This is a genomic window from Lipingzhangella halophila, assembly GCF_014203805.1.
Lineage (GTDB): Bacteria > Actinomycetota > Actinomycetes > Streptosporangiales > Streptosporangiaceae > Lipingzhangella > Lipingzhangella halophila.
The window spans coordinates 551,876-564,861 of sequence record NZ_JACHJT010000001.1 but is presented as its reverse complement, the minus strand read 5'-3'; the positions used below and the strand labels follow the sequence as shown (position 1 = coordinate 564,861).

11 protein-coding genes and 1 tRNA gene are annotated in these 12,986 nt (G+C 68.8%); 3 read left to right on the top strand and 9 right to left on the bottom strand.

Annotated features, from left to right (window positions below):
- Positions 1-23: 23 nt before the first annotated feature.
- The 8 genes from cysN to F4561_RS02635 form a co-directional block, all read right to left on the bottom strand.
- Entirely contained in the window at positions 24-1,292 is a 1,269-nt protein-coding gene (gene cysN / locus F4561_RS02670; protein WP_184574425.1) for a sulfate adenylyltransferase subunit CysN, read from the bottom strand.
- A gap of 54 nt (positions 1,293-1,346) precedes the next feature.
- Positions 1,347-2,279 carry a sulfate adenylyltransferase subunit CysD gene (cysD, locus tag F4561_RS02665; protein WP_184574423.1) on the bottom strand — a complete coding sequence of 311 codons (933 nt, stop codon included), beginning with the start codon at positions 2,277-2,279 and terminating at the stop codon, positions 1,347-1,349.
- A 46-nt stretch (positions 2,280-2,325) separates the two neighbouring features.
- A complete protein-coding gene (locus F4561_RS02660; RefSeq protein WP_184574421.1) occupies positions 2,326-3,117 on the bottom strand; it encodes a 3'(2'),5'-bisphosphate nucleotidase CysQ in 792 nt (263 codons plus the stop codon).
- A 329-nt stretch (positions 3,118-3,446) separates the two neighbouring features.
- Positions 3,447-4,103, bottom strand: coding sequence for an aminoacyl-tRNA hydrolase (gene pth, locus F4561_RS02655; RefSeq protein WP_184574419.1), 657 nt, complete (start codon positions 4,101-4,103; stop codon positions 3,447-3,449).
- A 33-nt stretch (positions 4,104-4,136) separates the two neighbouring features.
- The gene (locus F4561_RS02650) at positions 4,137-4,772 is read right to left on the bottom strand and encodes a 50S ribosomal protein L25/general stress protein Ctc (RefSeq protein WP_184574417.1); all 636 of its coding nucleotides are present in this window, start codon (positions 4,770-4,772) and stop codon (positions 4,137-4,139) included.
- Positions 4,773-5,126: 354 nt separating this feature from the next.
- The gene (locus tag F4561_RS02645) at positions 5,127-6,101 is read right to left on the bottom strand and encodes a ribose-phosphate diphosphokinase (RefSeq protein ID WP_184574415.1); all 975 of its coding nucleotides are present in this window, start codon (positions 6,099-6,101) and stop codon (positions 5,127-5,129) included.
- Positions 6,102-6,118: 17 nt separating this feature from the next.
- The gene (gene glmU / locus F4561_RS02640; RefSeq protein ID WP_184574413.1) at positions 6,119-7,594 is read right to left on the bottom strand and encodes a bifunctional UDP-N-acetylglucosamine diphosphorylase/glucosamine-1-phosphate N-acetyltransferase GlmU; all 1,476 of its coding nucleotides are present in this window, start codon (positions 7,592-7,594) and stop codon (positions 6,119-6,121) included.
- A 297-nt stretch (positions 7,595-7,891) separates the two neighbouring features.
- Positions 7,892-7,963, bottom strand: a tRNA-Gln gene (locus F4561_RS02635).
- 385 nt (positions 7,964-8,348) lie between these two features.
- On the opposite strand from F4561_RS02635, the gene F4561_RS02630 reads away from it, so the two are divergent.
- From F4561_RS02630 to F4561_RS02620, 3 genes are all read left to right on the top strand, one after another.
- Positions 8,349-9,308, top strand: coding sequence for an acyl-CoA desaturase (locus tag F4561_RS02630; protein WP_184574411.1), 960 nt, complete (start codon positions 8,349-8,351; stop codon positions 9,306-9,308).
- Positions 9,309-9,322: 14 nt separating this feature from the next.
- Entirely contained in the window at positions 9,323-9,982 is a 660-nt protein-coding gene (locus F4561_RS02625; RefSeq protein WP_184574409.1) for a TetR/AcrR family transcriptional regulator, read from the top strand.
- Positions 9,983-10,049: 67 nt separating this feature from the next.
- Positions 10,050-10,559, top strand: a complete 510-nt coding sequence (locus tag F4561_RS02620; protein ID WP_184574407.1) for a MarR family winged helix-turn-helix transcriptional regulator — start codon at positions 10,050-10,052, stop codon at positions 10,557-10,559.
- Positions 10,560-10,853: 294 nt separating this feature from the next.
- Here the strand turns inward: F4561_RS02620 and F4561_RS02615 are convergent, their stop codons facing one another.
- Entirely contained in the window at positions 10,854-12,635 is a 1,782-nt protein-coding gene (locus tag F4561_RS02615) for an ABC-F family ATP-binding cassette domain-containing protein (RefSeq protein ID WP_184574405.1), read from the bottom strand.
- Positions 12,636-12,986: the final 351 nt, after the last annotated feature.

The window sequence follows — 12,986 nt, the reverse complement described above, 5'->3', positions numbered from 1 at the left end:
ATCGGCGCCCAGAGTCCCCGCGCTCACTCGGCGCCGACGACCATCCCCGCGCCGACCGTCTGGTTGGTGCCCTCGTCGATCAGGATGAACCCGCCGGTCAGCCGGTTCTTCTTGTACTCGTCGACGAACAGCGGATGGGCCGTGCGGAGCGTGACCCGGCCGATCTCGTTCAGCTCCAGGTGCTCGGCGTCCTCGTCACGGTGCAGTGAGTTGACGTCCAGCCGGTACAGGATGTCGCGCACCAGTACCTTCGCGGTGCGGGTGGTGTGCTTGACGAGCAGCTTCGATCCTGGCGTCAGTGCCTTGGCCTCGGCCATCCAGCTCACCATGGCATCGATGTCGCGCGCGACCGCCGGCTTGTTGTGCGGCCGGCAGATGAGGTCGCCGCGGGAGATGTCGAGGTCGTCTTCGAGCAGCAGGGTGACCGCCATTGGCGGGAAGGCCTCGGCCACCTCGCCGTCAGCCGTGACGATCTTGGCGATCCGGCTGGTCAGACCGGACGGCAGGTGCATGACGTCGTCGCCGGCCTTGAGGACGCCTCCGGCGACCTGGCCGGCGTAGCCGCGGTAGTCGTGCAGCTCGGGGTCGGCCGACTTCTGCGGCCGGACCACGTACTGCACCGGGAAGCGCACGTCGACCAGATTGCGGTCGGAAGCGATGTGCACGTTCTCCAGGTGGTGCAGCAGAGACGGGCCCTCGTACCACGCCATGTTCATCGACGTGTCCACGACGTTGTCACCGTTCAGCGCCGAGATGGGGATGAACGTCAGGTCGCCCACGTCGAGCTTGGAGGCGAAGTCGGTGAACTCCTCCTTGATCTCCTCGAACCGCTCCTGGGAGTAGTCGACCAGGTCCATCTTGTTGATGGCCAGCACCAAGTGGCGCACCTGCAGCAGCGTGGTGAGGAACGCGTGCCGCCGGCTCTGCTCCTGCAGCCCCTTGCGCGCGTCGACCAGGATGACCGCGAGGTCGGATGTCGAGGCACCGGTCACCATGTTGCGCGTGTACTGCACATGGCCGGGGGTGTCGGCGATGATGAAGGTCCGGCGGGGCGTGGCGAAGTAGCGGTAGGCCACGTCGATGGTGATGCCCTGCTCGCGCTCGGCGCGCAGGCCGTCGGTGAGCAGCGCGAGGTTGGTCTGCTCCTCGCCGCGGTCCTGGCTGGAACGCTCAACCGCGTCGAGCTGGTCTTCGAGGATGGACTTGGAGTCGTAGAGCAGCCGGCCGATCAGGGTGCTCTTGCCGTCGTCGACGGAGCCGGCCGTGGCGAGCCGCAGGATGTCTGATCTCATGTGCAGGTGATCCAGTAGGTCTGGGGGACGGGCGGGCTGGTCAGCCGCGAAGGGTTAGAAGTATCCCTCGCGCTTGCGGTCTTCCATGGCCGCTTCGCTGGAGCGGTCGTCGGCACGGGTCTGGCCACGCTCGGTGATCCGGGTGGCCGCGATCTCGGCGATGATGTCGTCGAGCTCGGTGGCGGTGGAGCGGACCGCACCCGTACAGGTCATGTCGCCCACGGTGCGGTAGCGCACCGTGGTCTCGAAGACCTCCTCATCCGGCCCCCGGGTGACGTAGGGGTTGTCGGCGAGCAGGATCCCGTCGCGCTCGAACACCCGCCGCTCGTGGGAGAGGTAGATGTTGGGCAGCTCAAGCTGCTCGCGCGCGATGTAGCCCCAGATGTCGAGCTCGGTCCAGTTCGACAGCGGGAACACCCGGATGTGCTCGCCACGCTCGGTCCGGGTGTTGTACACGTTCCACAGCTCGGGACGCTGCACCTTGGGGTCCCACTGGCCGAACTCGTCGCGGAACGAGAAGATGCGCTCCTTGGCCCGCGCCTTCTCCTCGTCGCGCCGCGCCCCACCGAACGCCGCGTCGAAGCCGTGCTCCTCGATGGCCTCCAGCAGCGCCGCGGTCTGCAACCGGTTGCGGCTCGCCCAGCGGCCGGTGGGCTCGGTGACCTTGCCCGCGTCGATCTGCTCCTGCACCGACGCCACGATCAACCGCACCCCCGCCTCGCCGAGGCGGCGGTCCCGGAACTCCATGACCTCCGGGAAGTTGTGCCCGGTGTCGACATGCATCACCGGGAAGGGGACCGCCCCCGGCCAGAACGCCTTCTCCGCGAGGCGGAGCATGACGATGGAGTCCTTGCCGCCGGAGAAAAGCAACACCGGACGATCGAACTCCGCGGCGACCTCGCGCATGATGAAGATTGCCTCGGCTTCGAGGAAATCGAGCTGGGAAAGCTGGTACCGCCCCAGCGCCGGCTGATCGACCTGACTCATGAACCCCGCCTCACGCTCTTACCACGCACACTGGCGGGGCCGGTGGTCAACCCGCCGTGTGTGGACCCGTGCTGTCCCGATCCGCGACGTCGCGGATGCTTGCCAACAAGGTACTCGACAATTCCGGTCGGCATACCAGGATATCCGGAAGTGACGGATCTGCCCTGTTGTATGCCAGTTTCGTCCCATCGACCCTGGACGCATGGAGCCCGGCGGCCTGCGCGACCACTACCGGCGCTGCGCTGTCCCACTCGTACTGCCCCCCTGCGTGAACGTAAATGTCGGCCATTCCCAGCAGCACCGCGCAGATCTTGGCGCCCGCTGACCCCATGGGGATCACCTCGGCGCCCAACTGCGTGGCCATCCGTTGCACGAACTCCGGCGGCCGGGTCCGGCTGGAGGTGATGCGCAACCGCTGACCCGACGGGCGCTCCTCGGGCAGCCACGGCGGATCGACGGTCGAGAGCACACTCCCCTGGGCCGGAAGGGCCACCGCGCCGGCGACGAGCTCCTCGCGCTCCCACAGCGCTACGTGCACCGCCCAGTCGGTACGGCCGGACTCGGAGTACTCGCGGGTGCCGTCGAGCGGGTCGATGATCCACACCCGCTCGGCACTGAGGCGCGCACTGTCGTCGGCGCCCTCCTCGGACAGCACCGCGTCGCTCGGGCGAAGCCGGCCCAGCGCTGAGAAGAGGAACTCGTGCGACGTGCGGTCGCCGAGCGTGCGGAGGACCTCGGGTTCCTCGAAGCCGTGCCGGGCACGCAGGCGCAGCAACTGCTGGCCCGCCTCGGTCGCGAGGTCGCGTGCCACTTCATGATCGTTTCGGATACTGCTCACCGGATTCAGCTCGCTCCTGCCCACGGATCACCAGACCACACCGTCCCCAATATCCGGACGTCCACGGCCAGCGACCAGTTTTCCACGTAACACGGCTCGGTACGGACGGATTCCGGCACCAAGGGCCCATACACCGACACACCCGGCGCGGCTCCCGCGCGGCCGGTCCCGGCCAGCGCACACCGTGGAGCAACATTGCCACACGTGTGCTCCCTCGACGGCGCGGGGTCAGGACCGCAGCGAACCAGCGGGGTCCGGCGCCACGACGAGCGGCGGCGGAACGCGGTCATCGCACCTCACCTCCGACCCGTCCCCACAGCGGCGGCACGCTACTGTGCGGTGTGGTACACGTTCTGTGCCTTCTCCAGGCCGTCGGTCAGAACGGTCCGCGCGGCGTCAGCCGCGCGCTCGATGTTCAGCTCAAGCTCCTTGCGCTCCACCGCGGAGAAGTCCTTCAGCACATAGGTCGCGGCGTCCATACGGCCCGGCGGACGGCCCACACCGAACCGCACCCGGATGTAGTCGGGGCCCTGCATCGACGCGTTGATGGAGCGCAGGCCATTGTGCCCGCCGGCTCCGCCGCCGCGTTTCAGCTTCAGCGCGCCGAACTCGATGTCGAGGTCGTCGTGGATGACCACGATCCGTTCCAGCGGCACCTTGTAGTAGGAGCTCAGCCCGGCGACCGGCCCGCCGGAGCGGTTCATGTACGACCGGGGTTTGGCCAGCACCGCGGGGACACCCTCGACGCGGGTCTCGCTCACCTCGGCATGCGCCTTGTGCGCCTTCCACCGCGCGCCGGAGCGCTCGGCCAGGAGGTCGGCGACCATGAATCCGACGTTGTGCCGGTTCCCGGCGTACGTGGGTCCCGGGTTGCCCAAGCCGACGACCAGCCAGCGCTCCACGCTCGCATCTCCCTCGCCGCTCTCCGGGCCCGCCCCGGACACAGGCGCGCGGCCTCCTCGCAGGCGCCGCAGGAGACCGCGCATCGGTGCTCGAACCCTTCCGAATGGACCGTCGGACTACTCGCTGGACTCGGCGGCTCCGCCCGCCTCCTCCGCGGCGGGCACCGCGGCCCCCTCGCCGGGCTCGGCGATCTCGGCCTCGACCTCTTCTTCGGTCCGCTCGGCCGAGATCGTCAGGACCAGCGTCTCGGGGTCGCTCGCCAGCGTGGTGCCGGCGGGCATCCGCAGGTCGGCGGCACTGATCTGGGTACCAACCTCCAGACCCTCGACGTCGAGCTCCACACCCTCGGGGATGTGGGTGGCCTCGGCCTCGACCTCGACCTGGGTCAGCTCCTGGTTGAGCACCCCGCCCGCGGCGATCTCACCGGTGAGGGTCACCGGGATCTCCACGGTGACCTTCTCGCCCTTCTTGACCACCAGCAGGTCAACATGCTCCAGGAAGCCCTTGATGGGGTCGCGCTGCACGGCCTTGGGCAGGCAGAGGTTGTCGACACCCTTCAGGCCGTCGACGCGCAGCAGGACGTTCGGCGTCTTCAGCGCCAACATCAGGGCGTGGTTGTCGATGGTGATGTGACGAGGGTCGGTGCCGTGGCCGTAGAGGACGGCCGGCACCCTACCCGCGCGGCGGGCGCGCCGGGAGGCGCCCTTGCCGAATTCGGTGCGCGACTCGGCGGCGATGCGTACCTCGGACACGACAAAACTCCTCGGGATCATCCCCGCCTGAGCGAGGAACACGACGGATCATCCTCGCCTGAGCGAGGCTTGCGCTCTACAGGGCCTCGGAAGGCGCCCCGCGTCCACGGGGGAGACAACCGAGACCAGCCCCTGCCCGGGAAGCGGGCACAACCGTGCCACAGCCCAACCACGCCCGGCGAATCGTCTCCGGACGGAACCGGCTCGCGGACATCCACCAGGTGACAACTGGTCGCCGCCGCTGTGCGGCGAGGGCTCCGTGGCAGCACACGCAACCCCGCGGACAGGGGATACCCGGCTAGTCTAATGGGTTCCGCGCGGCCTTGAGTACACGGCCGTCTCGCGGGGCCGGGGTTACTTCGGCTCGAACAGGCTCGTCACCGAGCCGTCACTGAAGACTTCGCTTATCGCGCGGGCCAGCAGCGGCGCGATCGAGAGCTGGGTCAGTTTCTCGAAGTCGCGTTCCTTGGGGACCGGCAGCGAGTCGGTGATGACGACCTCGGAGATCCGGGAGTCCTGCAGCCGCTCCGGTGCCGGGCCGGACAGCACGCCGTGCGTCGCCGCGGCGATGACGTTGCTCGCCCCCTGCTCGATCAGGGCGTCGGCGGCCTTCACGATGGTGCCCGCGGTGTCGATCATGTCGTCGACCACGATGCAGGTGCGCCCTTCGACCTCGCCGACGACCTCGTGCACCTTGACCTGGTTGGCGACCTCGGGGTCGCGCCGCTTGTGGATGATCGCCAGCGGCAGGCCGAGCCGGTCGGCCCAGCGGTCGGCGGTACGGACCCGGCCGGCGTCCGGCGAGACGACCGTGGCTCCGGTCCCGCTCACCCGGGTCTGGATGTAGTCGGCCAGCAGCGGCAGCGCGAACAGGTGGTCGACCGGGCCGTCGAAGTAGCCCTGGATCTGGTCGGTGTGCAGGTCGATAGACATCAGCCGGTTGGCGCCGGCCGTCCGGAACAGGTCGGTCATGAGCCGCGCGGAGATCGGCTCGCGGCCCATGTGCTTCTTGTCCTGGCGCGCGTAGGCGAGGAACGGTGTCACCACGGTGATCCGCTTGGCCGAGGCGCGCTTCAGCGCGTCGACCATGATGAGCTGCTCCATCACCGACTGGTTGATCGGGTCGGAGTGGGTCTGCAGCACGAACGCGTCGCTCCCGCGCACCGACTCCTGGTAGCGCACGTAGATCTCGCCGTTCGCGAAGTCCTGGAACTTCGCCGGCGCGACCTCGATCCCGAGCTGTTCGGCGACCTGCTCCGCCAACTCGGGGTGCGTACGCCCCGAGAACAGCATCAGCTTCTTCTGGCCCGCGGCCTTCATACCCGTCACTCTAGGTTCCCCCAGGCTCACTTATCGTCCGCCTTGCTCGCGCTGCCCGCGTCCCCTCCGTCGAGTGCCCGCTGAGCGGCGTCGGCAGCGGGCGTCCCGGGACGTTTCCGTGGCACCCAGCCCTCGATGTTGCGCTGCTCACCCGTGGTGATCGCGAGCGCGCCGGGCGGCACGTCCGCACGCACGACGGCCCCGGCACCCGTGTAGGCGCCGTCGCCGACGTTGACCGGCGCCACGAACATGGTGTCGCTGCCGGTCCGCGCGTGGTTCCCGATGGTCGTACGGTGCTTCTCGACACCGTCGTAGTTCACGAACACCGAGGACGCGCCGATATTCACACCCTGCCCGATATCGGCGTCGCCGACGTAGGTCAGGTGCGGAACCTTGGATCCCTCGCCGACGGTGGAGTTCTTCACCTCAACGAAGGTGCCGATCTTGGACGCTTGTTCCAGCACCGCACCCGGACGCAGGTAGGCATAGGGTCCCACATTCACACCCGGGCCGATCTCCGCCCCCTCGGCAACGACGTGCTGGACAACGGCGTCGTCGCCGACCGTGGTGTCGGACAGCCGGGAGCCCGGCCCCACCTGCGCGCCCGCACCGACGGCGGTCTGCCCCATGAGCTGCGTCTGCGGTTCGATGACGGTGTCGCGCCCGATCCGCACCCCAACGTCGACCCAGGTCGACGCGGGGTCGATGACCGTGACCCCCTCGCGCATGTGCGCGGTGAGCAGGCGGTCGGTGAGCAGCCGGCGCGCCTCGGCGAGCTGGACCCGGTCGTTGACGCCCTGGATCTGCACCCACTCGCGGGCCGCGGCGGCGTCCACGCGGTGCCCTTCGCCTCGCAGGATGCCCGCGGCGTCGGTGATGTACTCCTCACCCTTGGCGTTGTCCGTTGGCAGCCTGGTGACCACGTCGGTGAGGAGCGCGCCGTCGAAGGCGTACATCCCGGAGTTGATCTCGTCGAGGGCCTTCTGCTCGCCGGTGGCGTCCGCGTCCTCGACGATCTCGGTGAACGCGCCCGAAGCGTCGCGGACGACCCGGCCGTAACCGGCCGGGTCGGGAACCCTGGCCGAGAGCACCGTGACGGCGTTGGCAGCGGTTTCGTGCGCGCTCACCAGGTCGGTGAGGGTCTCGCCGCGCAGCAGCGGGGTGTCGCCGTAGACGAGGACGACGGTGCCGGAGAGCGTGACTCCCTGCTCGCGCAGTTCCTCGATGGCCATGCGGACCGCGTGCCCGGTGCCCTTCTGCTCGTCCTGCACGGCAGTGCGCACCCAGGGCGCGGTGTCCTTGAGATGCTGGCGCACCTGGTCGCGCCCATGGCCCACGACCACGACGGTCCGTTCGGGCCGCGGCTCCTCGGCCGCGGCCAGGACATGCCCCAGCATGCTCCGACCGCAGATCTCGTGGAGGACCTTGGGAAGCCTGGACTTCATTCGGGTGCCCTCGCCCGCCGCAAGGACGATGACGGCAGCCGGGCGGCTCGCGCTCACTGGCGGAGACTCCTCATGTCGCTGGCGATTCGTACGAAAAGGTCTCGATTAGTCGGCGCGCGCGGCACCGCTCCCCGCGGATGCGACGTCGGTCGACGTGACGTGTCGGCGAGGTGGACCAGGCTGCCCGAACGGCCGAACAGCCGACCAAGGGGCCGACATGGGCAGCATACACGCGGGGCATGGAGACGACGCGACACTGCCGGGCGGGTGGCACGGACACACGAGAGGGCGGGCCGATGGCCCGCCCTTGGCGTGTCTGGCTCCCGGACAGTGCTGTGCACTGGCCAGACGGCGCTCCCGGGCCAGGGCTCGAACCTGAACCAACGGATTCAAAGTCCGCTATGCTGCCGATTACACCACCCGGGAATAATACGGACATTCCACCCGCCCTCGCTGTAGCCGTGCGGTGGAACCGCCGTCGTTCCGGGCCCCAACATTAGCGCCTATGGCCTCCGGTGGTCATCTCGGAATAGCGCGACCCGCGGGCGGGCGGAGTAGCACCGCCGCCCGGCGGGTTCCTCCCCCTACTACCCACCCCCGCACCACAGGCCGACCGCGGCCCCTCAGGCCCCTTCCCCGGAGCACGCCCCCAGAAAAAACCGGGTGCGCCTCGCCCTACCTACGAAGCCGTAAGTTACGGTAACGTAGGTAGTGCAAGATCAATGCTCACGCCGGGCGGTCGGTGGCGGCAGTGGTACTCCGCGCGTCACATGCCAACCAGTCGCACGGCCGTCCTGACCAAGGTGGGAAGATGACCGCTACACCCGAGATCGCAACCGATCCCGCGCCGAAACGAGCGCCGGAGCCGGAAGTGGACCCTGAGGGCCGGGGGAAGGCCGAGCGCTACACCGTTTTCGCGTTCGTCTTCATCCCGCTGCTCGCTCTTGCCGCCGCCGTCCCCTTCGCATGGGGGTGGGGCCTCACCGGCATCGACATCGCGATCGGCGCGTTCTTCTACCTCGTCAGCGGACTCGGCATCACGGTCGGCTATCACCGCCACTTCACCCACGGCTCCTTCAAGGCGAACCGCGGGTTGCGCATCGCGCTGGCCGTGGCCGGCAGCCTCGCGATCCAGGGATCCGTCATCAAGTGGGTCGCCGACCATCGCAGGCACCACAAGTACGCCGACGCCGAGGGCGACCCGCACTCTCCCTGGCGCTTCGGCGACGACTGGCGCTCCGTCGCCAAGGGGCTCTACTACGCGCACATGGCCTGGCTCTACCTCGACGAGGAGAAGACGTCGCCGAAGCGGTTCACCCCGGACCTGCTCAAGGACCGCGACATCGTCAAGGTCGACCGGATGTTCATTCCGCTCGTGGCGGTGTCACTGGGAGCCCCGGCCCTGATGGGCGGCCTGCTCACAATGTCGTGGTGGGGCGCGCTCACCGCGTTCTTCTGGGCAGGGCTCGTCCGGGTCGCGCTGCTGCACCACGTCACCTGGTCGATCAACTCCATCTGCCACACCATCGGCGAGGAGAACTTCGAGGTCCGCGACCGTTCGCGCAACGTCTGGTGGCTGGCCATCCCCTCCTTCGGGGAGTCCTGGCACAACCTGCACCACGCCGACCCCACCTGCGCGCGCCACGGCGTACTCAAGGGCCAGATCGACATCAGCGCCCGCGTCATCGCAGTGTTCGAGAAGCTGGGCTGGGCCACCAAGGTGCGCTGGCCCAACAAGGAACGACTGGCAGCCAAGCGCGTCAGTATCTAGAGTGGGTGGCCACTATGGCAGCCGTGAGCGAACAGAAACCCCGGTCCAGTCGGAAGCGCATGACCGGCAAGGAGCGCCGGGAACAGCTTCTCGACATCGGTCGTGAGCTGTTCGCCGAACGCGGCTTCGACGGCACCTCCATCGAGGAGATCGCGGCCCGCGCCAACGTCTCCAAACCCGTGGTCTACGAGCACTTCGGCGGCAAGGAAGGCATCTACGCCGTTGTGGTCGACCGCGAGATGCACACGTTGCTCAGCATGGTCGGCGAGTCCCTGACCGCTGACCATGCCCGCGGCAAGATCGAGCAGGCGGCGCTCGCGCTGCTGCAGTACGTCGAGGAGTACAGCCAGGGATTCCGCATCCTGGCCCGCGACTCGCACGCCGCCTCGGGCACCGGTAGCTTCGCCAGCCTGATCAGCGACATCGCCTCGCAGGTGGAGCACATCCTGGCCGAGGAGTTCCGAGAGCGCGGCTACGACCCCAAGCTGGCTCCCATGTACGCGCAGTCACTCGTGGGAATGGTGGCTCTTACCGGCCAGTGGTGGCTTGAGGTCCGCAAACCCAAACGGGAGGTGGTCGCCGCCCATCTGGTGAACCTGGCCTGGAACGGCCTGTCCAGCCTCGAAACGAAACCACGCCTGGAAAGCGCGCCGCGCAAACGCCGATCCGACTAGGCCGTGTTTGGCGCGACACTTTCCCGATCACCCCGTTTCTCTTGATATCAAGAGATATGCTGCGGTTATGCGGGATGAGGTAGATGGACTTGTCGAGGCGTGGCGAGCGGAACGCCCCGACCTCGACGTCGAGCCGTTACAGGTACTCAGCCGGGTCTCGCGGTTGGCGCGCCACCTGGACCGTGCGCGCCGCACGGTGTTCACCGAGCACGGGCTCGAGCCGTGGGAGTTCGACGTCCTCGCCGAACTGCGCCGCTCGGGCCCGCCATACGAGATGAGCCCGGGCAAGCTGCTGCGCGCCACCCTGGTGACATCGGGGACGATGACCAACCGGATCGACCGCCTCGCCGCCGCGGGCCTGGTGCACCGCCGCCCCGATCCCGCCGACAAGCGCGGTGTCCTGGTGCGCCTCTCCCCCGAAGGCCAGGAACGGGTGGACACAGCGTTGTCCGCGCTCCTGGAGTACGAGGAGTCGCTGCTGCGCGGGATGCCGCCGACCGAACGCGATCAGCTCGCGTCGCTGCTGAGGTCGCTGCTGTCCCCCCTCGACGAACCCGCGCCCGACGCCGGGGTGTAGCACGGGTTTTGTTGAGCGTGCGGATTCGGTTCCTTCGTGGCGCCTGTGGAGTTTCGTGGATTCGCCAGCCGCATGGGTGCGCTACCGGGCGGCGAAGGCGCCGGATGGGCCAGCCCTCGGGAATCGCTCCGGGTGCCCGATGGTGACGCAACCAACGAGAGCACCGAAGACCAGTGGTGGGCCAGGGTGGCGTGTGTCGCATGCGTCCAGTCTGGGCGTCGATCTTGAGGGTTTCGTTCCTTTATCGCGCGGTGAAGGGACGAAATCCTCAAGATCGACGGCTTGGGGCGGGATTCAGTCGCCGAGCCGCTCGGCCGCGTCGAGCCACTCCTGCTCCAGGGTGTCCTTCTCCGCCTGGAGGGTCTTGAGTTCGCCGTCAAGCTCGGCGAGGCGGGTGTAGTCGTCGGCCGCGGCGGCCATCTGGTCGTGGAGCTCGCCCGCGCGGGCTTCGATCCGGTCGATGCGGCGCTCCAGACGCTGCATCTCCTTGCGCAGGGTCCGCTGTTCCGCCGCCGAGAGGCCCGCTGGGGCCAGACGCTCCGCGCCACCAGCCGCCTGCCCGCCGTCGGACACCGGCACTTCCCCGATGTCCTCGGAGCGGGCCCGCCGGGCGAGGTACTCTTCGACGCCGCCGGGCAGCAGGGACAGCGAGCCGTCGCCCATGAGCGCCATCACGCGGTCGGTGACACGCTCCAGGAAGTAGCGGTCGTGTGTGACCAGCACCAGGGATCCGGGCCACCCGTCGAGCAGGTCCTCCAGCTCGGTCAGGGTCTCGATGTCCAGGTCGTTGGTGGGCTCGTCGAGCAGGATCACGTTCGGCTCCGTCATGAGGAGCCGCAGGATCTGCAGCCGGCGCCGCTCTCCACCGGAAAGATCGCCGATCGGGGTCCACTGGCGCTCGCCGCGGAACCCGAAGCGCTCCAGCATCTGGCTGGCGGAGAACTCCCGGTTGCCGATGGTGACGTAGCCGCGGACCTCCTCGACCGCCTCCAGGGGCCGCTGCCGGGGGTCCAGCTCTTCCAGTCCCTGCGAGAGGTGCACCATGTGCACCGTCCTGCCGTGCCGGACAGTGCCGGCGTCCGGCGCGCGTTCCTTGGCGAGCGCGCGCAGCAGGGTCGACTTCCCGGAGCCGTTAACGCCGACCAGGCCCACCCGGTCGCCCGGCCCGAGCTTCCAGGTGAGGTCCTCGAGCAGCACCTGCTCGCCGGCCTTGAGCCACACGTTCTCGAGGTCGACCACCGTCTTGCCCAACCGGGTACTCGCGAAGCGGACCAGTTCGACGGTGTCGCGGGGCGGCGGCTCGTTGGCGATCAGTGCGTTGGCCGCCTCGACCCGGAACTTGGGCTTGGAGGTGCGCGCGGGCGGTCCGCGGTGCAACCAGGCGAGCTCCTTGCGCATGAGGTTCTGCCGCCGCTCCTCGGCCGCCGCGGCGAGCCGCTCCCGCTCGGCCTTCGCCAGCACGTACGCGGCGTACCCGCCCTCGTAGCGCTCGACGCGGCCGTCGACGACCTCCCAGGTGCGGTTGGTCACGGCGTCCAGGAACCACCGGTCGTGTGTCACCACCACGAGCGCCTCCTTGCGGCGGCCAAGGTGCCCCGCCAGCCAGGTGATGCCCTCGATGTCCAGGTGGTTGGTCGGTTCGTCCAGGACGACCAGGTCGTGCGTCTCGATGAGCAGGCGCGCCAGCGCCGCGCGGCGCCGCTCGCCCCCGGAGAGACTGGCCATCGACGTGGCGAGGTCCCACCCGCTGAGTAGGCCGCGCAGGACGTCGCGCACGCGGGCGTCACCGGCCCACTCGTGCTCGGCGCGCCCGCCGAGGACGAAGTCGGCGACGCTCCCCTCGGGATAGTTGTCGCCCTGCTGCAGGAACCCCACCCGCAGGCCCCTGGTATGGATCACCCGCCCGGAGTCGGGGTCGGTGCGCGCGGCGAGCACCGACACGAGCGTGGACTTGCCGCCGCCGTTGCGGCCGACCACCCCGATCCGGTCGCCCTCATCCACCCCGAGAGAGACGTCGCGCAACAGTACGAGTGGGCCGTAGGCCAGTGAGACACCTGCGATATTGACCAAATTCATCGTGCTTCCCATTGTGGTGGCTCCGCGGGGTCCGCGGGTCCACCGCGGACGCACCCCGCGTGCGCCCCTGAGGGACCAGGGCGATCCGGGAAGAAAAACGAGGTGCCCGCCCGGGAGCCCATTGCTAGTGTTACGGCCATGAGTAGCTGTATGGGCGCCGTGGGCATCTGCCCGGCCGCCTTCTACGTCCGGCCCCGCCCCGCCTAGCGCGGCGGGCTGCCACATCTGAGGGGATCCGCGTGACGATCAAGAACGCCTAGCGCGGCGACCCCTTTCTCATTAGCTCCGCCGCACGCCGGAGACATCGCCGGTGCGGCTTTTCGTGCTGCCCGGCTCCGAACGAGCTATCGC

Excerpts from the sequence above, each read along its gene's own strand:
- F4561_RS02625 (WP_184574409.1), top strand. The coding sequence starts at position 9,323 with ATGGCAGCCGTGAGCGAACAGAAACCCCGGTCCAGTCGGAAGCGCATG.
- F4561_RS02620 (WP_184574407.1), top strand. The coding sequence starts at position 10,050 with ATGCGGGATGAGGTAGATGGACTTGTCGAGGCGTGGCGAGCGGAACGC.
- cysN (WP_184574425.1), bottom strand. The coding sequence starts at position 1,292 with ATGAGATCAGACATCCTGCGGCTCGCCACGGCCGGCTCCGTCGACGAC.
- F4561_RS02630 (WP_184574411.1), top strand. The coding sequence starts at position 8,349 with ATGACCGCTACACCCGAGATCGCAACCGATCCCGCGCCGAAACGAGCG.
- cysD (WP_184574423.1), bottom strand. The coding sequence starts at position 2,279 with ATGAGTCAGGTCGATCAGCCGGCGCTGGGGCGGTACCAGCTTTCCCAG.
- pth (WP_184574419.1), bottom strand. The coding sequence starts at position 4,103 with ATGCGCGGTCTCCTGCGGCGCCTGCGAGGAGGCCGCGCGCCTGTGTCC.
- F4561_RS02615 (WP_184574405.1), bottom strand. The coding sequence starts at position 12,635 with ATGAATTTGGTCAATATCGCAGGTGTCTCACTGGCCTACGGCCCACTC.